This window comes from Streptomyces sp. NPDC042346, from assembly GCF_055581845.1.
In genome coordinates this window covers 234730-260441 of the sequence record NZ_JBVJEH010000004.1, presented here as the reverse complement: position 1 = coordinate 260441, position 25712 = coordinate 234730, and the positions used below count along the sequence as shown (strand labels likewise).

Sequence of the window (25712 nt, the reverse complement as noted above, 5' to 3'; positions counted from 1 at the left end):
GTCCCTAGGGGGTGTCCTGATCGACAAGACACCCCCTAGCGGGTCCCCAGGTGCTTCGCGGCGAAGGCCAGGTCCAGGGCGACCTGCTTGATCCGCTCCTCCACCACGAGCGAGCCGTGGCCCGCGTCGTACCGGTACACGTCGTGGACCGCGCCCCGGGCCGCCAGCCGGTCCACGTAGTTGTCGATCTGCCGGATCGGGCAGCGCGGGTCGTTGACGCCGGCCGTGATGTGCACCGGGGCCTTCACCGCGTCCACGTACGTCAGCGGCGACGAGGCCGCGTACCGCTCGGGCACCTCCTCGGGCGAGCCGCCGAGCAGCGTCCGGTCCAGCGCCTTCAGGGCCTCCATCTCGTCCTCGTACGCCGTGACGTAGTCCGCGACCGGGACCGCGGCGAGACCGACCGCCCAGGCGTCCGGCCGCGTGCCCAGACCGAGCAGCGTGAGGTAGCCGCCCCACGAACCGCCGGACAGGACCAGGCGCTCCGGGTCGGCGAGGCCGCTCGCCACCGCCCACGCGCGGACTGCCTCGACGTCCTCCAGCTCGATCAGACCGACCCGGTGCTTGAGCGCGTCCGTCCACTCCCGGCCGTATCCCGTCGAGCCCCGGTAGTTGACCCGCACCACCGCATAGCCGTGGTCCACCCAGGCCGCCGGGCCCGAGGCGAAGGCGTCGCTGTCGTGCCAGGCGGGGCCGCCGTGCACCTCGAACACCGTGGGGAAGGGCCCCTCGCCCTCCGCCGGACGCTGCACGAGCGCGTGGACCCGGCCGCCCGGCCCGTCCACCCACACGTCCTCCACCGGCACCGACGGCGGCGCCTTCGGGCCGGGCGGGTCGAGGACGATCCCGCCGTCCGTGGAGCGCACCACCGGCGGCTCGGCGGCCGAGGACCACAGGTACTCGACGCTGCCGTCGGGCCGGGCCGTCGCGCTCGACACCGAACCGGCCGGCGTCTCCACCCGGACCAGGGCGCGCGTGGCGATCTCGTACCGGAAGAGCTCGCTGCGCGCCTCGAAGCTGTGCACGATCAGCAGGCCGGAGCCGTCCGGATACCACTCCGCCGACACGTCGCCCGGCAGGTCGAGCCGCAGGTCGGTCTCGGTGCCCGCCGCCACGTCCCAGAGCATCGGCTCCCAGCGGCCGCGCCGCTGGTGCCCGACGAGCAGCCGGGAGTCGCCCGCCACCGGCGCGAAGCCGAGGACCGCGAGCCCGAGCTCCTCCGTCCCGCCCTTGGTGTCGTCGAGCTCGGCCAGCACGCTCGCGTCCGCGGCACGCAGCACGCGCAGCGCCGAGTGCATCGCGTCCCCGTGCTCGGTGTGCTCGATCGCGATCAGCGCACCGTCGTGCGAGAGGTCGCCGACCCCGGCCGACTCCCGGTGCCGGTAGATCTCGACCGGGGCGTCGGCCCCCGGCCGGACCACATGAACCGTCGACCCGTCCTCGTCCGTGGAGCGGCCGATCACCAGCGTGCCCTCCCGGCCGATGGCGAGCCCGCCCGGATAGGAGGCGTCGAGGCCGGGCACGGCCGGCTCGTCCGCGCCGCCCGCGAACGGCTGGCGCATCCACACCCCGAACTCGTCCCCGTCGGTGTCCGCGAACCACCAGATCCACGCGCCGTCCGGGGAGAGCGTGCCGTCCGTCGTGCCGTTCGGCCGGTCCGTGACCTGCCGCTGCTCACCGCTCGCCCGGTCCCAGGCGTACAGCTCGTACGTCCCCGTGGCGTTGGAGACGAACAGCGAGCGGTCCGGGGCCTCCTCGGCCCACTCGGGCAGGGAGACGCGCGGCGCGCGGAACCGCCGCTCCCACGCCGGGGCCTGCTCCCCTGTCGAGGCCTGCGTCCCCGTCGAGGTCTGGGTGAAGTCCTTGCTCTCAGTCATGGCACCCATCATGCTCCGAGCGGCAGACAATCCGGTCGCGTCGTCCGCAACCTGTGGATAACCTCGCCGGCATGTACTCCCCGACACCCGAGGACTGGCGCGAGGCCAACCGCGCCCGCTGGGACGAGCGGGTCCCGATCCACGCCGCCAGCTCCTTCTACGACCTCGACGCCTTCCGCGCGGGCAAGGACGCCCTGCGGGACTTCGAGCTCGCGGAGGTCGGCGACGTCACCGGGCGCACCCTGCTCCACCTCCAGTGCCACATCGGCCTGGACACGCTCTCCTGGGCCCGGCACGGCGCCGCGCACGTCGTCGGCCTGGACTTCTCCGAGCCGGCCGTCGACACCGCCCGCTCGCTCGCCGCCGACCTGGGGCTCTCGCAGGACCGCGCCGCCTTCGTCGCCGCCGATGTGTACGACGCCGCGGAGGCCGTCCCGGACAGCTCGTACGACGTCGTCTACACCGGCACCGGGGCGCTCAACTGGCTGCCCGACATCGAGCGCTGGGCGGAGACCGCCGCCGCGCTCGTCGCCCCGGGCGGCTTCCTCTACGTGGCCGAGTTCCATCCGCTCACCGACTCGCTCGACGACGAGACCGGCAGCCGGATCGTGCACGACTACTTCGTGCGCGACCCGTGGGTGGACACCTCCCCGGGCACGTACACCGACCTCGACGCCGACACCGTCCACAACCGCAGCGTGGAGTGGGTGCACCCGGTCGGCGAGGTCGTCACGGCGATCGCGCGGGCCGGCCTCAGGATCGAGTTCCTGCACGAGCACGACGCCTCGCTGTTCCCGCGCTACGGCGCGCTCCAGCGGCACGAGGACGGCTACTACCGCTTCCCGGCGGACCGTCCGAGGATCCCGATGATGTACTCGATCAAGGCTTCCCGCGCGGCCTGAGGCGCCGTACGGCCCGAGCCGTTCACGACGGCTTGCCGAGCCTGATGACGGCGCGCCCGCTCTTCAGATCCACCGTCGAGTGGTGCGGCGGGGCGCCGTCCTCCTCGTCGTCGCGCATCACCAGGGCGCTCTGCCGCTCCTTGAGCTCGTTCTGCTTGCCTTGCGAGAACGTCGCGTGCAGCTGCTCGAAGCCCGTGGAGGAGATCTGGCCGGAGCGCTTGCCGCGCCCGGTCGCGCGCAGCAGCTGGTCGGCGAAGGCCACCACGGTCAGCAGGATGACCAGACCGGGCAGCGTCACGAACACGGCGAACTCCATACGCCATGAGACCACGCGGGCCCGCGCGGGGGAACAGGCCGACCGCCCCCGGACCCTCAGAGGCCCGGGTCGAGGCGGATGTCGGGCCGTATGTGGTGCGTGCGCCGCCCGTCCGGGCCGAGGACCTGCGTCCCGATCTTGTGGGTGCGCAGCGAGACCTGGGTGCCCGTGATCCGCAGCGCCGGGGCGGCCCGCACGAGCGTCGCCGTCACCTCGTGCAGCTCCTCGACCGTACGGAGCCACATCGCGAGCGCCAGGTTGTACGGCCCCGTCACCGAGGTGACCAGCCGGGTGTGGCGCAGCCGGGTCAGGGCCGCCACCGTCGACGCCACCTCAAGGGGCGGTACGTCGGCCGTGACCAGCGCCCACACCGGGCGCCCGGAGAACCTCGGGGCCGGCAGACAGTGGTGGTGCAGCGCGCCGGCCGCCATGAGGGCGTCGAGCCTGCGCCGTACCGTCGACTCGCTCGTGTCGCACTGCCGGGCCAGCTCGGCGGCGCTGCGGCGGGCGTCCCCCGCGAGCTCCGCGACCAGCTTCTGGTCGAGGTCCGTGAGGGGCGGGTGCGACCGGCCGACCGGGCGCGGCCGCTTCTCCCCGCCCGTGATCTCCGTGAGGAGCCGGACCTGGCCCGGCGCGAGCTGCTCGATCCGCGACCGGTACGGGCGGTTGTGCAGCCGGGTGACGACCTGCGCGCGGGTGCGGAGCACTCCCCGTAGGCGCCGCACCCGGCCCGCGAGGTAGGCGTCGAGGGCGTAGAGGTCCGGGCAGACGACGAGCAGCACCAGATCGGCGTCGCCGGTCACGTGGTGGACGCCGAGGGTGTACGGGTCGCCCGCGAGCGCGATCGCGGTGGCCTCGGTGTCGGCCGCGACACAGTCCAGCTCGATCCAGGCGTACAGCGTGGCGTCCCCGCCGCGGGCGACGATCAGCGAGCTCCAGGCCCAGCCGCCGGTGGTGAGGTGGTCCCAGCGCCGGGCCAGCGTGTCGGGGCTCGACCCCAGGACGGCCGAGAGCTGGGTCCAGCTGGCGCGCGGAGCGATCTGCAGTGCGTGGATCAATGACAGATCCGCCTCTCCCAGGACGGATTCCCCGGTCTGCATATGCCTCCTTGGCCGATCCCTGGGAAACCGTGGGTGTGGGCGCCAGGGCGCCCCAGGATGTGGACTGGGGCATATGCATTCAAGCCGCAGCGGCGATTGTTCGCCATTAAGGCTGGCATAAGTCACAGAATTGGACACAACCAGGTCGGGACAGAACGGGACAGGGTGGTACGGGGGATGGAATCCATGGGGCACATGGGGAATCCGAAGAGCCCGCGGAATACGAGGAACGCACGGAGTACGAGGAGTACGAACAGTACGAGGTGCGCGAGCACGACGAGGAGCACGACGGGCAGGAGGGGCCCGGCGGGGGAAACGCCGGAGGCCGAGGTCCTGTGGGGCGAACCGGTCAGCGCCGACCAGCTGACCGCCGCCGAGCAGGGCTACGCACAGTGCGGACCCGCCGAACGCCTCCTGTGGGAACGGCTCTCCGTCTTCGAGGGCGCCTTCGGCCGGGAGGCCGTCCGCGAGGTCTGCGCCTCCGGCACGCTGCCGGCGGCGGAGATCGAGGCGGTCCTCGACCGGCTCGCACCCCTCGCGCTCCTCCCCGTCGACGACCTGTTCGACGGCGAGGACGGCGCGCCCCGCTACTGGATGCCGCACCCGATGCGCGCCGTCGGCGCCCGCCGCCTCACCGAACGCGGCGACCGCTGGGCCGTCGTCCTGCACCACCGGAGGTGGTGCGTGAAGCTGGCCCGGCAGGCCGCCGACTGGTGGCAGAGCGGCCGTCAGATCGACGCCAGGAACCTCGCCCTGCGGGAACTCCCCGACCTGGCCGCCGCGATGGACCCGACGACCGCCCCGCTGTCGCCGAGCGCCGAGGCCGGCACGTCCGTCGAGATCGCGGTCTCCCTCTGGTTCCTGTGGGTGGCCTGCGGGCGGATCGCCGAGGGCCGGACCCGGCTGCGGCACGCCCTCGCCCTGCACTCCGGCCCGCCGCCCGCCCGCGCCCTGTGGCTCGCCGCCTATCTGGAGCTGGAGTCGGGCCGCCCCGAGGACGCCGACCCGCTCCTCGTCCAGGCCTGGGCGACGGCCGTACGGGACGGGGACGGCCGGTGCCTCGGGATGCTGGCCCATCTGCGCGGCGCGACCGCCCTCTTCCAGGGGCGTACGCGGGAGGCGGCGGCCGAGTTCCGGGAGGCGCTCGTGCTCATCGAGGAGCAGCCGGAGTTCGGTCCGACCCGGGAGCTGTGCTGGGTCTCCCTCGCCCTGACCCTCAGCCGGACCGATCCGGAGGCCGCGCAGGAGGCCCTGGACCAGGCGGTGCTCGACACGGCGGCACGGCTGGCCTGGACGGGGCGCGACCTGTGGGCCGACGCCTGGGCGCACCACGCGCGGGCCGAACTCCTCGCCTGGGACGGGGAGCGGGAGCGGGCCGCCGAGCACGCCCGGCGCGCGCTCCGTGCCCATCTGGCGATGGGCACGATGGTCGGGGCGGCCTGCGCGGCCGAACTCCTCGCCCAGATGCGGGTCATGGTCGGCCGGATGACCTCCGCCGCCCATCTCCTGGGTGCGGCGGACCTGTTGCGCTCCTCGGTCTCCGAGGGGACGGGCCGCCCGGCGGAGTACTGCGCGACCTCGCGCGACCGCAGCGAAACGCTTCTTCGGGGGCTGCTCGACGACCGGGAACTGCGCCGCGCGTACGAAGAGGGCGTTCGGCTGGGCCTGTTCGCCCTGGCGAGCGAGGAGTAGGCCTCCTCCACAGACCGCTGGTTCGTCAGTCGGATTGTCAGTCGCGGTGTTTACGATGTCGGAATGTTCGCCTTCGTCGTGGCCGCCTTCTTCCTGCTGCTCTGCGGGGCCGGTGTGCTGCGCGACCGGCGCCGCTTCGGCAACGCCGTGTACCTCGGCCTGGCCGTCACCTTCCTCGGGATCGGTCTCCTCGCGGAGATCGACGCCGCCCCGCCCGGCGTCTCCGAGACCGCGATGATCCTCGTGCTGCTCGTGCTCGGCCTCGGCCCCGTGGTGCTCGCGGGCCTGCTCTGCGTGAACGGCGTGAAGATGGTCCGCAAGGAGGGCAGACGCCCGGCGAACCTGCTCTCGCTCCTCGCGGGCCTCGGCATGTTCGGGGTGATGGGCCTGATGGCGGCGGCGGTCGTCACGCACTCGCGAGCCCTGGGCCTGATCGCCGTCACGACCCTGCTCGTGCTCGGCTACGTCTCGTTCCTGTTCCTGTGCTTCGTCGGCTACGCGTTCCTGTACGGCCGCATGCGGCTCCGCCGCGACGCCGACTACGTGGTGGTCCTCGGCTCCGGCCTCGTCGGCGGGCGCCGGGTGCCGCCGCTCCTCGCGAGCCGGCTGGACCGGGGCCGGCAGGTGTACGAGACGCTGGCCGCGCGCGGCGGGGACGCACCCGTCCTCATCGCCTCGGGCGGCCAGGGCCCCGACGAGGAGCTGCCCGAGTCCCACGCGATGGCCGACTACCTGGTCGAGCGGGGCTTTCCGGCCGGGGCGGTCGTGCGCGAGGACCGCTCGCGCACGACCGAGGAGAACATGCTCTTCAGCAAGGAGCTGATGGAGCGGGACAGCCCCGGCTCCGCCTGCGTGATCGTCACCAACAACTTCCACGCCTTCCGGGCCGCCCTGATGGCCCGGAAGGCCGGGGTGGACGGCCAGGTCGTCGGCTCGCCCACCGCCGCCTACTTCTGGCCGTCGGCGACCATGCGCGAGTTCGTCGCCGTCTTCCTCCAGTACAAGGTGGTGAACCTCGGGATCTGCGCGGCGCTGATCCTGCTCGGCGTACTGGCGTGGTTCGTCCGCTGACCGTCGCGGCCGACGCGGCTCGCGGAGCTCGTACGGCTCACGGGGTGACGATCGGGAACTGCGGGTCGGGCGTCGTCACGTACGAGAAGAGCCGCGTGAGCAGCGCCGGGTCGCCCTCCACGCCGACCCCGACCTCCTCGACGCTCTTGCCCGCCAGCAGGCCGAGGAGCTGGACCTTGGCCAGTGTGAGCGTGAGCCCGGCGGGGGTGCGGGGCTCGGAGATCTCCCGGTGCGTGAGAGCGCCGTTGTGGAGGGTGAGGCGGCGGCGCGTCCCCGCGCCCGTCGGTCCGTCCGTCAGGACCAGGTCGACGGTCAGCTCCTCGTGCCAGGCGCGCGGCCCGTCGATCCGTACGGCGATCGAGTCGAGGAGCATGGGGACGGTGAGGGCCATCGCCATCTCGGGGTTGGACGTGTCGAGATCCGTCTTGACGATGCCCTGGCGGAGCTCCAGCGCCGAGGTGAGGTAGAAGTTGCGCCAGGTGCCGTTCTCGGCGCCGTACCCCAGCCGGTCGTAGACCGCGGCCAGGGCCTCCTTCGCCTCGACGTTCCCGGGCTCGGCGAACACCAGGTGGTTGAGCAGCGTCGCCGCGAACCGCAGGTCGTCCGCGTCGACGTACTCGCGGGCCTTCACGAGCATCTCGGCGGGCCCGCCGGCCAGCGCCACGTACCGCTTCGCGGTCTCGACCGGCGGGTGCTCCCAGAGGTGGGCCACGTTGCCGTCGAACCAGCCCAGGTAGCGCTGGTAGATCGCCTTGGAGTTGTGGCTCAGCGAGCCGTAGTAGCCGCGCGCGTGCCAGGACGTGGCCAGGGCGGGCGGCAGCTCGATCCGCTCGGCGATCTCCGGGCCGGTGAGGCCCTCGTTGAGCAGCCGCACCGTCTGGTCGTGCATGAACGCGTAGAGGTCCCGCTGCTCGGTCAGGAACCGCACCACGTTGTCGTGGCCCCAGGTCGGCCAGTGGTGGGAGGCGAAGGCGACGTCGTACATCCCGTGGAAGTACTCGATCGCCTCGTCGAGGTAGACGGACCAGACGCGGGAGTCGCGGACGACGGCCCCGCGCAGGGTCAGGATGTTGTGCATGTTGTGCGTGGCGTTCTCGGCCAGGCACAGGGCACGGAGGTCGGGGAAGAGGAAGTTCATCTCGGCCGGTGCCTCGGTGCCCGGGGTGAGCTGGAAGACGATCCGTACGCCGTCGACCGTCACCTCCTGGCCGGTGTCCGTGATGTCCACGGTCGGCGGGATGAGGCTGATGGTGCCGAGGGAGGTGGTCTGGCCGAGCCCGGCGGTGATCTGGGCATCGGGGGCCTTGGGGAGGTTCGCCCCGTACATGTAGGCCGCGCGGCGGGTCATCGCGTTGCCCGCGTACACGTTCTCGCTGACCGCGTGCTCCAGGAAGCCGACGGGGGCGATGATCGGCACGCCGCCCTCGGTGCCGTGCGGCAGGATGCCGCGGGCGCCGCCGAAGTGGTCGCCGTGCGAGTGGGTGTAGATCATGCCGGTGACGGGCCGGTCGCCGCGGTGCTCCGTGTAGAGCGCGAGCGCGGCGGCGGCGGTCTCCGTGGAGATGAGCGGGTCGATGACGATGATCCCGCGCTCGCCCTCGACGATCGTCATGCTCGACAGGTCGAGCCCCCGCACCTGGTAGATGCCCTCGGTGACCTCGTACAGGCCCTGGCGGGAGCAGAGCTGAGCCTGGCGCCAGAGGCTGGGATGCGCGGTGTCGGGGCAGTCCGCCTTGAGGAAGTCATAGACGTCGCCGTCCCAGACGGTCCGGCCGGTGGCGTCGGTCACCGTGCCGGGGACCAGGGAGCCGATGAAGCCCCGGTCGGCGTTCTCGAAGTCGGTGGTGTCCTCGAAGGAGGGCAGGGTGTCGCTCATGTACGGGGTGCTCCGTTCCGCGGGGGCGGTGATCGGCGTTCCGATCCATCTGACCACCGGGGCACTACGACCGCACTTCGGAGCGGCGGGAGCAGCGGGGTGTACCTACTCTGGAGGAGGGACGGCGGTACGGCGGTACGGCGGTGACCTACGGAGGTGCCCCATGAGGCGACGCCACCACTTCCACATCGACTACCTGGGACATTCGGTCTCCGCGACCGTCGAGACCGGGCACGCACCCGTCGTCGAGGTCCTCGTCGACGGCAAGGAGACAGGGCACGCCACGACGAAGGACGACCGTCCGGTCACCGTCCCGATCGAGCTGCCGACCGACCCGCCGACGGCCATGTCCGTACGGGCGACCCCGGGGCCCGGCGTACCGCGCTGCCTGCTGCTCGCGACGGCGGACGGGGAGCCGCACGTGATGCCGCCGAGGCTGTACTGAGGACGGGGCCCTCCGCCCCGGGCCGGGTCAGGAGAGCCAGGCCATGCCGATGATCAGGAAGACGACGAAGGCGATGGCCCCGGCGACGGCCGCCGTCTTGCGGGGGCGGCGCCGGGACAGCTCGGCGAGGCCGCCGGTGGCCGTGCCCACGCCGGCCGCAGGACGCTCGCGCCGCCGCGAGGCGGGGGCGGTGGGGGGCACGTGACGAGGCGCGGGCTGGTGTGCGGGCTGGTGCGCGGGCACGTGCTGCTGAGGGGCGTGCGGCGCAGGCGCATGCTGCTGCGACTGCTGAGGCTGATGGGGCTGAGGCGACTGATACGCCTGCTGAGGCTGATGCGACGGATGCGGTTGCTGTGACGGATGCGGTTGCTGTGACTGGTGAGGCTGATGGGCGGCGGGCTGCGGATAGCCGCGCCAGGCGCCAGAGGAGAACCAGTCGGCGATCGCCTGCGCCGAGGGCCGCTGCTCGGGCTGCTTGGCCAGCAGGCTCAGCAGGTACGTCTCGAAGGCGGGCGGCAGCGCCACGCCCAGCCGGCCGGGCGGCATCGGCGCGGTGTCGATGTGCTGGTACAGCAGGGCCGTGGCCGTGTCGGCACGGAACGGCGGGCGCCCGGTGAGGAGTTGGTACAGCACGCAGCCCAGCGAGTACACGTCGGACGCCGACGACGCCGACTGCCCGAGGGCCCGCTCGGGAGCCAGGTAGAGCCCGGTGCCGACGATCTGGCCCGTCGTGGTGAGCGCCCCGGAAGGGTCGTCGACGAACCGCGCGATGCCGAAGTCGGCCAGCTTCACCGTGCCCTCGGCGTCGACCAGCAGGTTCCCCGGCTTGATGTCGCGGTGCACGACCCCCTGCCGGTGGGCGGCCGCGAGCCCGGCGGCGGCGTGGGCGGCGACCACGGCGACCCGCTCGGGCGGCAGGACCAGCGGATCTGACGGGTTGCCCGCGAGGCTGTCGCCCTCGACCAACTCCATGACGAGGAACAGCTTTCCGTCCCACGTACCGAAGTCGAAGACGCCCACGACGTGCGGGTGGCTCAGCCGGGCCGCGGTCTGCGCCTCCAGCCGGAAGCGGTCGCTCGCGGAGGGGTCGGAGCCGTGGCCCAGCATCAGCTTCACGGCCACCGGCCGCCCGAGGACCTCGTCGGTGGCCTGCCACACCTCGCCCATGCCGCCCCGGCCGATACACACATGAAGCCGATATCGGTCCGCGACCAGCACCGGGAGACCACCCTTTCGACGATCGATCAACTTGACGGAAGGGAACCAGCGTAGAGCCGCCCGGCGCCGCGCCTCGCCGCGCTCCCCCTTCCGGACAGCCTCCCACCCTCCGGACAGCCTCCCACCCTCCGGCCTCCGCTCCTGGGCATGATGGCGGGATGCTGATCGAACACGACGGCCATGCGCCGACCGTCCATCCGACCGCGTACGTCGCCCCGACGGCGACGCTCTCCGGCGACGTGCGCGTCGGCGCCGGCTGCCGGATCCTCTTCGGAGCCGTACTGACCTCCGAGGGCGGCCCGGTGGAGCTCGGCGAGGGCTGCATCGTCATGGAGAACGCGGTCCTGCGCGGCACCCGCCGCGACCCCCTGACCCTGGGCCGGCACGTCCTGGTCGGACCGACCTCCTCCCTCGCCGGCTGCACGGTGGAGGACGAGGTCTTCCTCGCCACCGGCAGCCGGGTGTTCAACGGGGCGAGGGTCGGTACGCGTTCGGAGGTCCGTATCAACGGCATCGTGCACCTGCGGACGGTGCTCCCCGCCGACTCGACCGTCCCGATCGGCTGGGTGGCCGTCGGCGACCCGGCCCGGATCCTCCCGCCGAACGACCACGGCGAGATCTGGGAGACGCAGAGGGACCTGGACTTCCCCGGCTACGTCTTCGGACTGGACCGCCCGGAGGAGGGGGAGAGCCTCATGCCGGCCGTCTCCGAACGCTACGGCCGCGCGCTGGCCCGCCACCGCGACGACCGCCCGCTCTGACGCCCGCTCGTCCGCCCAGTCTCGCGCCCGCTCGACCGCCCGCCCCGCCCGGTGGACGACACCTGTGACGCGGGTGAACGGAAGGTGTCCCCCGACCGTTAGCATCACGGCGTTGTCGCTGAGCGTGGGACGGAGTGGGTCGTGGCACGACCGCGTATGGGTGTGGCGGTACTGACGATGGGCACGCGCCCCGCCGAGCTGCGGGCCCTGCTCGACGCCGTGGCGGGACAGGACGAACCGGCCACCCGGATCGTCGTGGTCGGCAACGGCACCGGCTCGCTCCCGGAGCTCCCCGAGGGCGTCACCGGCGTCGAACTCCCCGAGAACAGGGGAGTGTCGGGCGGCCGGAACGTGGCCATCGAGACGCTGCGGGCGTGCGGCGACGTCGACGTCGTGGTGGACCTCGACGACGACGGCCTGCTCGTCGAAACGGACGTCCTGCGCCGCCTCGCCGACCTGTACGAGGCCGACCCGGCCCTCGGGATCGTCTCGTTCCGCATCGCCGACGAGACCGGCGAGACGCAGCGCCGCCACGTCCCCCGCCTCGGGGCGAAGGACCCGCTGCTCGGCGGCGAGGTGACGACGTTCCTCGGCGGCGGCCACGGCCTGTCGATGCCGATGCTCGACCGGATCGGCGACTGGCCGGAGGACTTCTTCTTCACCCACGAGGAGACCGACCTCGCCTGGCGGGCCCTCGACGCGGACTGGAAGGTCCTGTACGCGCCGGAGCTCCTCCTCCAGCACCCGAAGACCAGCCCGGCCCGGCACGCCGTCTACTACCGGATGACCGCCCGCAACCGCGTCTGGCTGGCCAAGCGCAACCTGCCCGTCCTCCTGGTCCCCGTCTACCTCGGCGTCTGGACCCTCCTGACCCTGGCCCGCACCCGCTCCCTCCCGGGCCTCGCGGCCTGGTTCGCCGGCTTCGCCGAAGGCGTCCGCCGCCCCTGCGGCCCCCGCCGCCCCATGCGCTGGTCCACGGTCGCCCGCATGACCCGCCTGGGCCGCCCGCCGATCATCTAGGGCCTGTCCGGCGGGACCGCCACGGGATGCGAAGCGTTCCGGAGAGTGCTGCCATGGAAGAAGGGCTCTGTTCGGCCATGCCTTGCCGGATGAGACCGGATTCGGCCACGTCCAGCGAGCGGCGTGTACGGAATGGAGCAGACATGAGCGACGCAATCGAAGACATGGGACCCGTCGACTTCCTGGTCATCGAGTTCCCGGGCAAGCGCATGACGGGTGAGGCCTTCCCTCTCCTTCTCGACCTCGTCGACCGAGGCGTCATCCGCCTCCTCGACCTCCTCTTCGTACGGAAGGACGACGACGGGAGCGTCGTCGCGCTGGAGCTGGCGGACCTGGACGGTGACGGCCGGCTCGACCTGTCCGTGTTCGAGGGAGTGTCGTCCGGACTTCTGGGCCAGGACGACATCGACGAGGCGGGTGTGGCGCTCGAACCCGGCAGCGCGGCCGGAATCCTGGTGTACGAGAACCTCTGGGCCGCTCCCCTCGCGCGGGTGCTGCGGCGCGACGGTGCGCAGCTCGTCGCGGGCGGACGCATCCCCGTGCAAGCCCTGCTGGCCTCGCTCGACACCGCGGAGACGGCCGAGGGCGACCCGCCCGCCGCCTGACGCCGACGTCCCTGAAGCAAGGAGAACCCGAAATGCCAGGACTTCTTCGAGGGGTGGCACGCACGGCCGTGGTGGCCGGGACGGCGACCGCGGTCTCCAACCGGGTCTCCCGGCGCCAGGCGGGCCGCTGGTCCCAGCAGCAGGAAGCGCAGCAGGCCCAGCAGGCACCTCCGCCGCCGCCCCCTCCTCCGCCCGCCGCACCGGCCGACGACATGAGCAGCAAGATCGCTCAGCTCAAGGACCTCGGACAGCTGAAGGAGCAAGGCGTACTGACCGAGGAGGAGTTCGAGGCTCAGAAGAGCCGGATCCTCGGCTCGTGAACGCGCGCGGTCGCCCCCGCTCCGTAATTGTCGATTGATCGGTCCGCGCGGCGGGTCGTGCCGCGCGGACCTCGCGGGCGGCTGGGACGCTACCGGGATGGCACCGGGAACAGGCACGGCCGAAGGCTCCGCGAAGGCGCGACTCGTTCTGCTGGTACTGGCCTCAGGCCAGTTCCTGATGGCGCTCGACAGCTCCGTCATGAACGTCTCGATCGCGACGGTGGCCGAGGACGTCGGCACCACCGTGGTGGGGATCCAGGGGGCCATCACCGCGTACACCCTGGTGATGGCGATGTTCATGATCCCCGGCGGGAAGATCGGGGCCATGATCGGCCGGAAACGCGCCTTCGTCATCGGCTGCGTGATCTACGGATGCGGCTCCCTGACCACCGCCCTGGCACCCAACCTCACCGTGCTGCTGATCGGCTGGTCGTTCCTGGAGGGCATCGGGGCCGCGCTGATCCTGCCGGCGATCGTGGCGCTGGTGGCGGGCAACTTCCCCGTGGAGCGGCGCCCCGCCGCCTACGGTCTCGTCGCCGCGGCCGCCGCGGTGGCGATCGCCGTGGGCCCGCTGATCGGCGGCGTCGCGACCGCGTACTTCTCCTGGCGGTGGGTGTTCGCCGGCGAGGTCCTCGTGGTCCTGGGCATCCTCTTCTTCTCCCGCTCGATCGCCGACGCGGTGAGCGAGGAACAGCCGCGCATCGACGCCCTCGGTGTCGTGCTCTCGGCCCTCGGCCTCGGGACCTTCGTCTACGGTGTGCTCCGCTCCGACGAGTGGGGCTGGTTCCAGCCCAAGCCCGACGCCCCGGCCCTGTTCGGGATCTCCCTGACCGTGTGGCTGATGCTCCTGGGCATCGGGCTGATCTGGCTGTTCCTCCGCTGGGAGGCCCGCCTGGTCGGGCAGCGCAAGGAACCCCTCCTCGACCCCGCCATGCTGCGGAACACGCAGCTGACCGGTGGGCTGACGATGTTCTTCTTCCAGTACCTCGTCCAGATGGGCGTGTTCTTCGTCGTCCCGCTCTACCTGTCCGTCGCCCTGGGCCTGTCCGCGCTCGCCACGGGCGCCCGGCTCCTGCCGCTGTCGGTGACCCTGCTCGCCGCCGCGGTCCTCATCCCGCGCTTCCTCCCGGACGTCTCGCCCCGCCGAGTGGTACGCCTCGGGGTCGTCGCCCTGCTCCTCGGCGCGGTGATCCTGATGGCCGCACTCGACGCGGACGCCGGCGCGGAAGTGGTCACGATCCCGATGCTCCTGATCGGGCTCGGGATGGGCGCGCTCGCCTCCCAGCTGGGGTCCGTCACCGTCTCCGCGATGCCGGAGGAGAAGAGCGCGGAGGTCGGCGGTGTCCAGAACGCCGTCACCAACCTCGGCGCCTCGATCGGCACCGCACTCGCCGGATCGCTCCTGATCGCCTCGCTCACCTCGTCCTTCCTGGCAAGCGTCGAGCAGAACCCGGCGGTCCCGGAGAGCGTGAAGACCCAGGCGACCACCGAACTCCAGAGCGGCGTCCCGTTCCTCTCCGACGCCCAGCTGCAGAGCGCCCTCGAAGAGGCGGGCGCCGACGAGGAACAGACGCAGCAGGTCATGGACGCGAACGTCGAGGCGCGCCTCGACGGGCTGCGCGCCGCACTCGCGATCCTCGCCTTCGCCGCGCTCGTCGCCCTGTTCTTCACCCAGCGCATCCCGACGGTCCAGCCCGGCTCGACGAAGCCCTAGGGGGTGTCTTGTCGATCAGGGTCGGCGGTCGGATAGGCCCTAGCGACCCGAACCCGGCTCCCCCGCGGCTCCCCACCGGGCTCCCGAAAAGAGCCCCCGAAAAACCCTCCGGAAACCACTCAGGGGCCCGACCCGCTTTCGCGGATCAGGCCCCTGAACTGGTCTTACGGCTGTCGGGGTGGCGGGATTTGAACCCACGACCTCTTCGTCCCGAACGAAGCGCGCTGCCAAGCTGCGCTACACCCCGATGTCGCTGCTCTGTTCTTCACGTCGCGGCGACATCGCTTACTTTAGCCCACGCGCGCGCTGAGGCGAAATCCGGTTTTCGGAGAGCCGCACCGCAGGTCGGACGCGGTCGAGGCCGACGATCGCGAGGCCCAGGACGTAGAAGGCCGCGCCCAGGACGACCGCGTTGACGAGGACGCCGGCGTAGCCGTGGACGGTGACGTCGAGGAACGGGTACGTGTAGCGGGTGGGGGCGTCCGGGGAGATCAGTTCGCCGCGGATCAGGGCGAAGGCGAAATAGGCGCCCGGAGCCGCGAGCCACTGGGCGGCGTGGCGCCACCGCAGGGCGCCGGGGAGGGTGAGGAGGAGGAAGTCGAGCGCCGCGCCGATCGGGGTGACCGTGTGGAGCAGCTGGTTGGCGACGGCCTTCGCGCCGGTGAGGCGGGCGATCTCGGCGGCCTGGTTGAACTCGCTCGCCTCGTTGTCGAGGACCAGGTGGAAGACGAGGCCGACCACCGAGATGCAGAGCAGGACGCCGCCGGTCCACAGGGCGGGGAGCGGCGGGCGGCGGTTCCAGGCGCGGACGGCGCCCCAGCCGAACACCACGGCGACCAGCAGGTTCGACCAGATCGTGAAGAAGCTCAGGACGACGAGCACGCTCCCGTGGACGCACTCGATGACGAATCCCGTCGCCGCGCACAGGGCGATCAGACCCCGGAACGCCGCCACGAAGGGGCGGCGCGGGGCGGGAGGCAGGACGGCGGAGGCCGGTACGGCCGACGAGCCGGCGGAGTGGGGCGTGAGCATCTCCCCACCGTAGGTGCTTAGGTGCGCGCCGTCAGCGTGAGCAGGGTGACCTCGGGCGGGCAGGCGAAGCGGACCGGGGTGAAGCGGTTGGTGCCGCAGCCCGCCGAGACGTGCAGGTACGAGGTGTGGTCGCCGACCGTGTGCGTGGAGAGCCCCTTCACGCGGTCCGTGTCCAGGTCGCAGTTGGTGACGAGCGCCCCGTAGAAGGGGATGCACAGCTGGCCGCCGTGGGTGTGCCCGGCGAGGATCAGCTCGTAGCCGTCCGCCGTGAAGGCGTCGAGCGAGCGCAGGTACGGGGCGTGGACGACGCCCACCGTGAAGTCGGCCTCCGTGTCGGGGCCGCCGGCCACCCGCTCGTACCGGTCGCGCTTGATGTGCGGGTCGTCCAGGCCGGTGAAGGCCAGTTCGGCCTCGGGCAGCTTGAGCGTGCCGCGGGTGTTGGTGAGGTTCACCCAGCCGGCCGCGTCGAAGGCGTCCCGCATGCCCTCCCACGGGTTGTGGACGGCGCCGACGACCGGCTTGTTGCCGTTGAGGCCGTGGCGGCCCTGGACCTTCTCCCTCAGGTAGCGGCCGGGGTTGCGCAGCGTCGGCCCGTAGTAGTCGTTGGAGCCGAAGACGTACACGCCCGGGAACTCCATCAGCGGGCCGAGCGCGTCCAGGACCTCCGGGACGGCCTCGGTGTCGGAGAGGTTGTCGCCGGTGTTGACGACGAAGTCCGGGCGGAGCCCCGCGAGCGACTGGAGCCAGGCCCGCTTCTTGCGCTGGCCGCTCACCATGTGGATGTCGGAGACCTGAAGGACCCGCAGGTCGCGCATGCCGCGCGGGAGTACGGGCACGGTCACGCGGCGGAGCCGGAACGAGCGGGCTTCGAAGCCGGCCGCGTAAACGATTCCTGCCGCGGCTGTCGCCGTGAGACCTGCCGTGACCTTCAGGGGGAGCCCGTACCGTGCGCGCATCGCACCATCGTCGCAGACCCGGCGGGTGGAAATGTGCGGGCGGGTGGGGTGGGGCACCTGCCACACTTGACCCCATGACCACGCTCAAGGAGAAGCTCAAGGCCGACCTCGACGCCGCGATCAGGGGGCGCGACGAACTGCGTTCCTCGACCCTGCGGCTGACCATCACCGCGATCACCATGGAGGAGGTCTCGGGCAAGTCCAAGCGCGAACTCTCCGACGACGAGGTGCTGAAGGTGATCGCCAAGGAGGCGAAGAAGCGCCGCGAGGCCGCGGAGGCCTTCGCCCAGGGCGGCCGCGCCGAGTCGGCCGAGCGGGAGCGGGCCGAGGGCGTCCTCCTCGACGCGTACCTGCCGAAGCAGCTCAGCGACGAGGAGCTCGACGGGATCGTCGCCGCGGCCGTCGAGGAGGCGAAGGCGGCGGGCGCCGAGGGGCCGCGTGCCATGGGCGCCGTCATGAAGATCGTGAGCCCGAAGGTGGCCGGCCAGGCCGACGGCGGGCGTGTCGCCGCCTCGGTGAAGAAGCTGCTCGCGGGCTGATCAGCCGCCGCGGATCACGTACACGGAGTACGTACACGGAACACGTACACGGAACACGTACGAGGAAGGGCGCCCCACTCCTGGTGGGGCGCCCTTCCTCGTATCCGTCTGTCTGTCTCCGCGTCAGCGGTTTCCGCCGCGGCGGTTGGCGTTGCCGTCGCCGAACATGTCCGGCGGGATCGTGATCCCGGGGAACGGGTTCTTCGGCGGCTTCGTCTCGCCCGGCTTGGCGTCGCCCGGCTTCTTCGGCTTGTTCGGGCCTTCGTCGCCTTCCTTCTCCTTGTCCTTGGGCTTCTCGGCCCGCGGTACGGAGATGGTGTTGAAGCCCGGCTTCTCGTCGCCCAGGGCGCCCGTCATCGCGATCCGCCAGATGGGACCGGGGAGGCAGCCACCGCAGACCTTGTCGTAGTAGACGCCGCCGATGGTGAGGTCGAACATCTCGTCGCGCTTGCCGACGTCGTCGCCGACCCAGACGGCGGTGGACAGGTCCGGCGTGTAGCCGACGAACCAGGCGTCCTTGCGGCCCTCGGTGGTACCGGTCTTGCCCGCGTTGTCCCGGTCGGTCAGACCCGCCCGCGTACCGGTGCCGTCCTCGACCACGCCCTTCAGCATCTGGTTGATGGTGTCGGCGGTGCGGTCGGACATCGCCCGCGAGCACTTGCTCTGCGGCACGTTCAGCTTGTCGCCGTTGGCGGCCTTGATCGACTCGATGGCGACCGGGGTGCAGTACATGCCGCGGTTGGCGAAGGTGGCGTAGACGGAGGCCATGTCGAGCGGGGTGCTCTCCAGGCTGCCGAGCGTGGCCGACGGGCTCTGCATGATGTGCTTGCCCAGCTCGCGCTCGTAGCCGACGTTCTTCGCCATCGTCAGCGTCTCGCACAGGCCGGCCATCTGCTCCAGCTTGGCGAAGTACGTGTTGATGGACTTGCCGAGGGCACTCGTCATGTCGTACATGCCCTTTTCCGACTCGAGCTCGTTCTGGACGGACCAGTCGGCGTAGCCCGCCGGCTTGCCGTCGCAGCGCGTGAAGTCGTTTTCCTTCATGTTGATCTTCCACGGCGTGTCGAAGCTCTGCGCCGGGCTCAGCCCCTTCTCCAGGGCGGCGGCGGCCGTGATCGGCTTGAAGGTCGAGCCGACCGGGAAGCCGTACGTGGTGCCGCCCATCTTGCTGCCGACGGCGAGGTTGAGCGTCGTCTGGTGCTGCTTCTGGTCCAGGCCGTACGGGCGGGACTGGCCCATCGACAGGATCTTGCCGGTGCCGGGCTGGACCTGGACGACGGCGGTCGCGACCCCGTCGTCCTTGTTGACCTTGGCCACGGCGGCCTCGTTGGCCGCCGCCTGCGCCTTCGGGTCGAGCGTGGTCCTGACGGTGAGACCGCCCAGGTTCCACAGCTTCTGCCGCTCCTCGGCCGTCTTCCCGAAGACCGGGCTGCTGAGGATCGTCTTGCGGACGTAGTCGCAGAAGAAGCCGGCGCCGTCGACGGCGGTGATGCAGCCGTTCTTCGGCGTCTTGACCTTCAGCTTGAGCGGCGTGGCCTTCGCCTTGTCCGCCTCCGCCTGGCTGATGTCGTTCACGTCGGCCATCCGCTGGAGGACCACGTTGCGGCGCTTGGTGGCTTCCTGGATGTCGTTGATCGGGTCGTAGCGGCTCGGCGACTGGACGAGACCGGCCATCATCGCCGCCTCGCCCAGGGTCAGGTCGGCGGCCGGCTTGGAGAAGTACCGCTGGGAGGCGGCCTCGATGCCGTACGCCTGCTGCCCGAAGAACGTGATGTTGAGGTAGTTCTCGAGGATCTTCTTCTTGCCCAGCTCCTCCTCGACCTGGATCGCGAACTTCAGCTCGCGGACCTTGCGGCCGATGGTCTGCTGGGTGGCCTGCGCGACCTTCTCGGGGTCGTCGCCGGCCTCCTCGACGAAGACGTTCTTCACGTACTGCTGGGTCAGCGTGGACGCGCCCTGCGAGACCCCGCCCGACTGCGCGTTGCGGTTGATCGCGCGCAGCACGCCCTTGAGGTCGATCGCCCCGTGCTCGTAGAAGCGGCCGTCCTCGATCGCGACGATCGCCTTCTGCATGTACGGGGAGATCTTGTCCAGCGGGACGACCTTCCGGTCCCGCGAGTACACCGTGGCGAGGAGACCGCCCTCGGCGTCGAGAATGGTGGTGCGCTGACTCAGCGGCGGGGTCTTCAGGTTGGAGGGGATCTCGTCGAATCCCTCGACCGTGCCCTTCGCGGCCAAGCCGAGTGCTCCGGCCGCGGGCAGGGCGATGCCCGCCAGCACGGCTCCGGAGAGCACACTGACACCGAGGAACTTGGCGGCCTGCTGGGTCCCGGTCAGACCACCGCCCGAGCGCTTCTTTGCCATGGGGGCAGCCTACGTTCTCATTCGCCGGACACGCGTATATGCCTTGGCCTAAGCTGCTCACAACTGTCACAGCAGTGCGGTCTCGCATCAAGACCCGTGCGTGACATCGACATGAATTCCCGTGACCCCGAAACACGGGAAGCTCGTGTCCGTTTCCGGACCATGCGTCACCCGGTGTCTGAAATGGCGCCGGTGAGGAAGGGCGTATCCAGGCGGTATGTCCCCTATCACACGCATGTCCTTCGATCACTCCCCTGGGTGATCTGACGCGCACGCATAGTCCGTTCGGGCCATTCAAGATTGGGCCCGAAGGGGGTGTTGCGCTGTGCCCACCTTCCGTAACGTCCCAACTGGCAGCGGTGAATATGCCGCTGCCGCCGTGGGGGAGCCTCGATTCGGGAGAGGACGGCGCCGGTATGGGCTGGGTAGCTGACTGGAGTGCGCAGGCGGCCTGCCGCACTACCGATCCGGATGAACTTTTCGTGCAGGGAGCGGCGCAGAACAGGGCAAAGGCGGTGTGCACCGGATGTCCGGTGCGGACCGAGTGCCTCGCCGACGCCCTCGACAACCGGGTGGAGTTCGGTGTGTGGGGCGGCATGACGGAGCGCGAGCGACGCGCCCTGCTGCGCCGACGGCCGACCGTCACCTCGTGGCGCCGGCTCCTGGAGACCGCGCGGACGGAGTACGAGCGGGGTGCGGGCCTGCTGCCCGTGGCGATCGAGGACGACGCGACGTACGAGGCGTACGCCGCGGTCGGCTAGTCCCCGAGCGCGTACGGGAACGGGAACAGGAGAGGCTCAGGCCTAGGGCATGCGTCCGGCCGTGAGCCGGTCACCGATGGCCCGCAGCCCGGCGAGGTCGTGCACATCGCCGGGCAGGGCGGCCACTTCGGCCACCGCCACCTCGGGGTGGAGCGCGGTGAAGCGGTCGCGCGTGCGCTGCTCACGCGCGAGCACCCGCATGCGCTCGGCATGCAGGCGCAGAAGTCCCGCGGTGAGATGTCGTACGTCTACGTCTACGTCGTCATGTGCGTGTGCGTGTGTGCGTACGTCTGGGTGCTGTGCGGCCGGTTCGGCTGTGGGGGCAGCCTCGGGTACGGAAGGTACGGCGGCGGCGGTGGTGGCGAGGTCTGACAGCTCGGGCGACGTGGCCGGGGAGCCACTTCGAGCAGTCTTCCCGCCCCCCTGATCCGTCATGCGCCCCTCGTCAAGATTTTCCGCGGCGGCCCGCGCCCGCTCGGCCGAGAGGCCGGCCGCGCCGCTGCCGTGGACGCGATTGAGGACGAGACCCGCCAGCGGCATCTCCTCGGCCGCGAGCCGCTCCACGAAGTACGCGGCCTCGCGCAGCGCGTCCCGCTCCGGCGTGGCGACGACGAGGAAGGCCGTGCCCGGGGCCTGGAGCAGTCGGTACGTGGCGTCGGCGCGGGTCCGGAAACCGCCGAACATCGTGTCCATCGCCGCCACGAAGGTCTGCACGTCCTTGAGGAACTGGCCCCCGAGGAGCTTCCCGAGCGTCCCCGTCATCATCGACATGCCGACGTTGAGGAACTTCATCCCGGCCCGGCCGCCCACCTTCGCCGGGGCCATGAGCAGCTTGATGAACTTCCCGTCGAGGAAGGACCCCAGCCGCTTCGGCGCGTCCAGGAAGTCCAGGGCCGAACGGGACGGCGGCGTGTCGACCACGATCAGGTCCCACTCGTCGCGCGCCCGGAGCTGCCCCAGCTTCTCCATCGCCATGTACTCCTGCGTACCGGCGAATCCGGCCGACAGGGACTGGTAGAAGGGGTTCTCCAGGATCGCCCGGGCCCGCTCGGGGTCCGCGTGCGCCTCGACGATCTCGTCGAAGGTCCGCTTCATGTCGAGCATCATGGCGTGCAGTTCGCCGCCGTCGGACCCCTTGATCCCGTCGACCTTGCGGGGCGTGTTGTCGAGGGAGTCGATGCCCATCGACTGCGCCAGCCGCCGCGCCGGGTCGATGGTGAGCACGACCACGCGCCGGCCGCGCTCCGCCGCCCGTACGCCGAGGGCCGCCGCCGTGGTCGTCTTGCCGACCCCGCCCGCGCCGCAGCAGACGATGATGCGGGTGCCCCGGTCGTCGATGAGCGGGTCGAGCTCCAGCACGGGGACCGCGTCGAGGCCGGCCGTGTCGAGACCGGTCGGGTTGATACCGGATGCGTCGAGGCCGGTCGTAGAGACACCGGTCGCGTCGAGGCCGGTCGCGTCGATACCGGTCGGGCCGGGAGTCCCCTCGGCGGTCGCCTTCTCCGTCACGCGCCCACCCCTTGCTTCCGCAGTTCCTTCGCCAGCCGGTAGAGCCCCGCGATGTCCCCGCCGTCCCCGAGGAAGGGGAGCTCGTACGCGGGCACGCCGATGCCGTCCAGGACCGCCCGCTGCTCCCGCTCCAGCTCCACCCGCCGGGCGTGCTCGGCCGCCTGGTCGAGGAGCGGTTCGACGAGCCGCGTGCCGCCCGTGACGCCGGCGGAGGCCAGGCTCCGCGCGATCGCGTCCCGGTGGTCGCCGGAGGCGGCCCGTACCGCCGCCTCGTCGAGGACGTGCGGGCGGACCATGTTCACCACGACCCGCCCCACCGGCAGTTCGGCCGCGCGGAGCTCCGCGATGCCGTCCGCCGTCTCCTGGACCGGCATCTCCTCCAGGAGCGTCACCAGATGGACCGCCGTCTCGGGCGACTTGAGGACCCGCATGACGGCCTGCGCCTGGTTGTGTATCGGGCCGATCCTGGCGAGCCCCGCGACCTCGTCGTTGACGTTGAGGAAGCGGGTGATGCGGCCGGTGGGCGGCGCGTCCATGACCACGTGGTCGTAGGTGTGGCCGCCGTGCTTCTCGCGCCGTCTGACCGCCTCGCACGCCTTGCCGGTCAGCAGGACGTCCCGTACCCCCGGGGCTATCGTCGTCGCGAAGTCGATCGCGCCGAGCTTCTTCAGGGCCCGCCCCGCGCTGCCCAGTTTGTAGAACATCTGGAGGTAGTCGAGGAGCGCGCGCTCGGCGTCGATGGCCAGCGCGTACACCTCGCCGCCGCCCGGCGCGACGGCGATCTTGCGTTCCTCGTACGGAAGCGCTTCCGTCTCGAAGAGCTGTGCGATGCCCTGTCTGCCTTCGACCTCGACGAGGAGGGTGCGTTTGCCCTCCGTCGCGAGGGCGAGCGCGAGGGCGGCGGCGACCGTCGTCTTACCGGTACCGCCCTTGCCGCTGACGACCTGGAGCCTGCTCACGCTGTCGAGCCTAACCACTGGCGGCGGCGCCCAATCAGGAGGCCGCCCCGCGGCAGCGGATACAGTCGCCTCCATGACCAAGTGGGAGTACGTCACGGTGCCGCTTCTGGTGCACGCGACGAAGCAGATTCTGGACACCTGGGGCGAGGACGGCTGGGAGCTCGTCCAGGTCGTGCCCGGGCCGAACAACCCCGAGCAGCTCGTGGCCTACCTGAAGCGGGCCAAGTCGTGAGCGGGGCCGTCGAGGCGAAGCTCGCCGAGCTCGGCCTGACCCTGCCGGAGGTCGTGCCGCCGCTGGCCGCGTACCAGCCGGCCGTGCAGTCGGGCGTGTACGTCTACACCTCGGGCCAGCTCCCGATGGTGGGGGGCAAGCTCTCGGTGACCGGCAAGGTCGGCGACGAGGTCACAGCCGAGGAGGCCAAGCAGCTCGCGGCCACCTGCGCGCTGAACGCCCTCGCGGCCGTGAAGTCGGTCGCCGGTGACCTGGACCGGATCAAGCGGGTCGTGAAGGTCGTGGGCTTCGTCGCCTCCGCCTCCGACTTCACCGGGCAGCCGGGCGTCATCAACGGCGCGAGCGAGCTGCTCGGCGCGGTCCTCGGCGACAAGGGCGTGCACGCGCGCAGCGCCGTCGGCGTGGCCGTGCTGCCGCTCGACGCGCCGGTCGAGGTCGAGGTCCAGGTGGAGCTGGAGGCCTGACCGCCCGTAACCCCGCACAGTGCGTGAAGAGCCGGTTCCTTCGTGGGAGGGAACCGGCTCTCTCTCGTGCGTGGGAGGGGACCGGCTCTCGTACGTGAGACGGAACCGGCTCTCGCACGTGAGACGGAACCGGCTCTCGCGCGTCGGCGCGCGTCGGAGGGAACCGGCTCTCGTGCAATTGCGTGCTTGCGCATAGCATCCGCCCATGTCGAATGCTCAGCCGAACGGTCAGTGGTACCCGCCGGAATGGCCCGACCGCATCCGCGCCCTCGCCGCGGGCGAGCTCACCCCGGTGAGCCCCCGGCGCGCCGCCACCGTGCTCCTCCTGCGGGACGGGGCCGCGGGGCCGGACGTGCACATGCTGCGCCGCCGCGCCTCGATGGCCTTCGCGGGCGGCGCGTACGCCTACCCCGGCGGCGGGGTCGACCCGCGTGACGAGCAGCCGGTCCGCTGGGCGGGGCCCTCCCTCGGTGCCTGGGCCGCGCGCCTCGGGTTCGACGAGGGCGACGCCGCGCAGGCCCAGGCCGTGGTCTGTGCCGCCGTGCGCGAGACGTACGAGGAGGCGGGCGTCCTGCTCGCCGGGGAGACCGCGGACACCGTGGTCGGCGACACCACCGGCGAGGACTGGGAGCGGGACCGGGAGGCGCTCGTCGCCCGGGAGCTGTCCTTCGCCGACTTCCTCGACCGGCGCGGGCTCGTCCTGCGCTCGGACCTGCTCGGCGCGTGGGCCCGCTGGATCACGCCCGAGTTCGAGCAGCGCCGGTACGACACGTGGTTCTTCGTGGCCGCGCTCCCGGCCGGGCAGCGCACCCGCAACGCCTCCACGGAGGCCGACCGGACCGTCTGGATCCGCCCGGCGGAGGCCGCGGCCGGCTACGACCGCGGCGAGCTGACGATGATGCCGCCGACGATCTCGACCCTGCGCGCCCTGGAGCCGTACGGCACGGCCGCCGAGGCGCTGGGAGCGGCCGGGGACCAGGACCTGGCCCCCGTGCTCGCACAGGCGCGCCTGGAGGGCGACGAGCTGGTCCTGAGCTGGCCGGGGCACGAGGAGTTCACCAAGATCATCCCGGTCGGGGGTGCGTGATGAGCGACGCCGCCGCCCTGCCCGGGCAGCCGCGCGGGCTCGTCGTCTCCGGTCCCGCGACCGACCGCGCGGTGAACGTCCTCGCGCCGAACCCGTCGGCGATGACCCTCGACGGCACGAACACCTGGCTCCTCTCCGAGCCCGGCTCGGACCTCGCCGTCGTCGTTGACCCGGGTCCGCTCGACGAGGGCCATCTGCGCCATGTCGTCGAGACCGCCGAGAAGCTCGGCAAGCGGGTCGCGCTCACCCTGCTCACCCACGGCCACCCGGACCACGCCGAGGGTGCGGGCCGCTTCGCCGAGCTGACCCGGACCGCCGTGCGGGCCCTCGACCCGGCGCTGCGGCTCGGCGACGAGGGGCTCGGCGAGGGGGACGTGGTGGCGGTCGGCGGCCTGGAGGTACGGGTCGTCCCGACGCCCGGGCACACCTCGGACTCGCTCTCCTTCCATCTGCCCGCCGACCGGGCGGTGCTGACGGGGGACACGATCCTGGGGCGCGGCACGACGATGGTCGCGCATCCGGACGGGCGGCTCGGCGACTACCTGGACTCGCTGCGGCGGCTGCGCTCGCTCACCGTCGACGACGGGGTGCACACGGTCCTGCCGGGGCACGGGCCGGTCCTGGAGGACGCGCAGGGGGCCGTGGAGTTCTATCTGGCGCACCGGGCGAACCGGCTCGCCCAGGTCGAGACGGCGGTCGAGAGCGGCCACCGGACGGCGGCGGAGGTCGTCGCGCACGTGTACGCGGACGTGGACCGCTCGCTGTGGCCCGCGGCGGAGCTGTCCGTACGGGCGCAGCTGGAGTACCTGCGGGAGCGCGGCCTGGTCTGAGCGGCGGGTGGAGTTGTCACGATCCGGAACCGAGCGAGCCCCCGCCGCGTCGGTCGTCTTGA

The 25712-nt window shown here is 71.6% G+C and carries 25 protein-coding genes and 1 tRNA gene; 15 read left to right on the top strand and 11 right to left on the bottom strand.

The window, feature by feature from the left end:
- Positions 1–35: 35 nt before the first annotated feature.
- Positions 36–1877, bottom strand: a complete 1842-nt coding sequence (locus tag ACZ6K0_RS19045; RefSeq protein WP_469230956.1) for a S9 family peptidase — start codon at positions 1875–1877, stop codon at positions 36–38.
- 71 nt (positions 1878–1948) lie between these two features.
- Here ACZ6K0_RS19045 and ACZ6K0_RS19040 point away from each other — a divergent pair, with 71 nt between their 5' ends.
- Positions 1949–2779 carry a class I SAM-dependent methyltransferase gene (locus tag ACZ6K0_RS19040; protein WP_469230954.1) on the top strand — a complete coding sequence of 277 codons (831 nt, stop codon included), beginning with the start codon at positions 1949–1951 and terminating at the stop codon, positions 2777–2779.
- Positions 2780–2801: 22 nt separating this feature from the next.
- Here ACZ6K0_RS19040 and ACZ6K0_RS19035 read toward each other — a convergent pair whose 3' ends face one another.
- Complete coding sequence (locus tag ACZ6K0_RS19035; protein ID WP_469230952.1) at positions 2802–3095, bottom strand: DUF6191 domain-containing protein; 294 nt, start codon at positions 3093–3095, stop codon at positions 2802–2804.
- A gap of 56 nt (positions 3096–3151) precedes the next feature.
- The gene (locus ACZ6K0_RS19030; RefSeq protein WP_469230950.1) at positions 3152–4153 is read right to left on the bottom strand and encodes an AsnC family transcriptional regulator; all 1002 of its coding nucleotides are present in this window, start codon (positions 4151–4153) and stop codon (positions 3152–3154) included.
- Between the two features lie 237 nt (positions 4154–4390).
- Between ACZ6K0_RS19030 and ACZ6K0_RS19025 the strand changes: the two genes are divergently transcribed.
- Positions 4391–5887, top strand: a complete 1497-nt coding sequence (locus ACZ6K0_RS19025; protein ID WP_469230948.1) for a tetratricopeptide repeat protein — start codon at positions 4391–4393, stop codon at positions 5885–5887.
- A gap of 63 nt (positions 5888–5950) precedes the next feature.
- Complete coding sequence (locus tag ACZ6K0_RS19020; protein ID WP_469230946.1) at positions 5951–6958, top strand: YdcF family protein; 1008 nt, start codon at positions 5951–5953, stop codon at positions 6956–6958.
- 37 nt (positions 6959–6995) lie between these two features.
- On the opposite strand, the gene ACZ6K0_RS19015 is transcribed toward ACZ6K0_RS19020, so the two are convergent.
- Positions 6996–8834 carry an alkyl/aryl-sulfatase gene (locus ACZ6K0_RS19015; RefSeq protein ID WP_376407055.1) on the bottom strand — a complete coding sequence of 613 codons (1839 nt, stop codon included), beginning with the start codon at positions 8832–8834 and terminating at the stop codon, positions 6996–6998.
- Between the two features lie 163 nt (positions 8835–8997).
- Between ACZ6K0_RS19015 and ACZ6K0_RS19010 the strand changes: the two genes are divergently transcribed.
- Entirely contained in the window at positions 8998–9279 is a 282-nt protein-coding gene (locus ACZ6K0_RS19010) for a hypothetical protein (protein WP_376407053.1), read from the top strand.
- A gap of 27 nt (positions 9280–9306) precedes the next feature.
- On the opposite strand, the gene ACZ6K0_RS19005 is transcribed toward ACZ6K0_RS19010, so the two are convergent.
- Complete coding sequence (locus ACZ6K0_RS19005) at positions 9307–10467, bottom strand: serine/threonine-protein kinase (protein WP_469230944.1); 1161 nt, start codon at positions 10465–10467, stop codon at positions 9307–9309.
- 188 nt (positions 10468–10655) lie between these two features.
- Between ACZ6K0_RS19005 and ACZ6K0_RS19000 the strand changes: the two genes are divergently transcribed.
- The 5 genes from ACZ6K0_RS19000 to ACZ6K0_RS18980 all read left to right on the top strand — a co-directional run bounded on the left by ACZ6K0_RS19000 (position 10656) and on the right by ACZ6K0_RS18980 (position 14917).
- Positions 10656–11258, top strand: coding sequence for a gamma carbonic anhydrase family protein (locus ACZ6K0_RS19000; RefSeq protein WP_376407049.1), 603 nt, complete (start codon positions 10656–10658; stop codon positions 11256–11258).
- A 141-nt stretch (positions 11259–11399) separates the two neighbouring features.
- Positions 11400–12278 (top strand): glycosyltransferase family 2 protein, encoded by an 879-nt coding sequence (locus tag ACZ6K0_RS18995; protein ID WP_376407047.1) that lies wholly within the window; start codon positions 11400–11402, stop codon positions 12276–12278.
- Positions 12279–12421: 143 nt separating this feature from the next.
- Positions 12422–12883 (top strand): DUF6325 family protein, encoded by a 462-nt coding sequence (locus tag ACZ6K0_RS18990; protein ID WP_376407045.1) that lies wholly within the window; start codon positions 12422–12424, stop codon positions 12881–12883.
- A 32-nt stretch (positions 12884–12915) separates the two neighbouring features.
- The gene (locus ACZ6K0_RS18985) at positions 12916–13203 is read left to right on the top strand and encodes an SHOCT domain-containing protein (RefSeq protein ID WP_376407043.1); all 288 of its coding nucleotides are present in this window, start codon (positions 12916–12918) and stop codon (positions 13201–13203) included.
- 97 nt (positions 13204–13300) lie between these two features.
- Positions 13301–14917: an MFS transporter gene (locus tag ACZ6K0_RS18980; protein WP_469230941.1), complete on the top strand. Its 1617-nt coding sequence runs from the start codon at positions 13301–13303 to the stop codon at positions 14915–14917.
- A 173-nt stretch (positions 14918–15090) separates the two neighbouring features.
- Here the strand turns inward: ACZ6K0_RS18980 and ACZ6K0_RS18975 are convergent.
- From ACZ6K0_RS18975 to ACZ6K0_RS18965, 3 genes are all read right to left on the bottom strand, one after another.
- Positions 15091–15164 (bottom strand) — tRNA-Pro (locus tag ACZ6K0_RS18975).
- A 38-nt stretch (positions 15165–15202) separates the two neighbouring features.
- A complete protein-coding gene (locus tag ACZ6K0_RS18970) occupies positions 15203–15949 on the bottom strand; it encodes a Pr6Pr family membrane protein (RefSeq protein ID WP_376407039.1) in 747 nt (248 codons plus the stop codon).
- Between the two features lie 17 nt (positions 15950–15966).
- The gene (locus ACZ6K0_RS18965; protein ID WP_376407037.1) at positions 15967–16905 is read right to left on the bottom strand and encodes a metallophosphoesterase; all 939 of its coding nucleotides are present in this window, start codon (positions 16903–16905) and stop codon (positions 15967–15969) included.
- 74 nt (positions 16906–16979) lie between these two features.
- Here ACZ6K0_RS18965 and ACZ6K0_RS18960 point away from each other — a divergent pair, with 74 nt between their 5' ends.
- Positions 16980–17444: a GatB/YqeY domain-containing protein gene (locus ACZ6K0_RS18960; protein ID WP_376407035.1), complete on the top strand. Its 465-nt coding sequence runs from the start codon at positions 16980–16982 to the stop codon at positions 17442–17444.
- A gap of 123 nt (positions 17445–17567) precedes the next feature.
- On the opposite strand, the gene ACZ6K0_RS18955 is transcribed toward ACZ6K0_RS18960, so the two are convergent.
- On the bottom strand, positions 17568–19808 hold the full coding sequence (locus ACZ6K0_RS18955; protein ID WP_376407033.1) for a transglycosylase domain-containing protein: 2241 nt from the start codon (positions 19806–19808) through the stop codon (positions 17568–17570).
- A gap of 416 nt (positions 19809–20224) precedes the next feature.
- Here ACZ6K0_RS18955 and ACZ6K0_RS18950 point away from each other — a divergent pair, with 416 nt between their 5' ends.
- On the top strand, positions 20225–20569 hold the full coding sequence (locus ACZ6K0_RS18950; protein WP_015034550.1) for a WhiB family transcriptional regulator: 345 nt from the start codon (positions 20225–20227) through the stop codon (positions 20567–20569).
- Between the two features lie 42 nt (positions 20570–20611).
- Here the strand turns inward: ACZ6K0_RS18950 and bagB are convergent, their stop codons facing one another.
- Positions 20612–21973, bottom strand: a complete 1362-nt coding sequence (gene bagB, locus ACZ6K0_RS18945; RefSeq protein WP_469231480.1) for an ATPase BagB — start codon at positions 21971–21973, stop codon at positions 20612–20614.
- 101 nt (positions 21974–22074) lie between these two features.
- A complete protein-coding gene (gene bagA, locus ACZ6K0_RS18940) occupies positions 22075–23037 on the bottom strand; it encodes an ATPase BagA (RefSeq protein ID WP_376407031.1) in 963 nt (320 codons plus the stop codon).
- A 73-nt stretch (positions 23038–23110) separates the two neighbouring features.
- Here bagA and ACZ6K0_RS18935 point away from each other — a divergent pair, with 73 nt between their 5' ends.
- The 4 genes from ACZ6K0_RS18935 (at position 23111) to ACZ6K0_RS18920 (ending at position 25650) form a co-directional block, all read left to right on the top strand.
- Positions 23111–23269 (top strand): DUF4177 domain-containing protein, encoded by a 159-nt coding sequence (locus ACZ6K0_RS18935; protein WP_015034547.1) that lies wholly within the window; start codon positions 23111–23113, stop codon positions 23267–23269.
- Positions 23266–23733 (top strand): RidA family protein, encoded by a 468-nt coding sequence (locus ACZ6K0_RS18930; RefSeq protein ID WP_024760179.1) that lies wholly within the window; start codon positions 23266–23268, stop codon positions 23731–23733. Before ACZ6K0_RS18935 ends, ACZ6K0_RS18930 begins: the two co-directional genes overlap by 4 nt.
- 205 nt (positions 23734–23938) lie before the next feature.
- Complete coding sequence (locus ACZ6K0_RS18925) at positions 23939–24820, top strand: NUDIX hydrolase (RefSeq protein WP_376407028.1); 882 nt, start codon at positions 23939–23941, stop codon at positions 24818–24820.
- Positions 24820–25650: an MBL fold metallo-hydrolase gene (locus ACZ6K0_RS18920; RefSeq protein ID WP_376407026.1), complete on the top strand. Its 831-nt coding sequence runs from the start codon at positions 24820–24822 to the stop codon at positions 25648–25650. Before ACZ6K0_RS18925 ends, ACZ6K0_RS18920 begins: the two co-directional genes overlap by 1 nt.
- Positions 25651–25712: the final 62 nt, after the last annotated feature.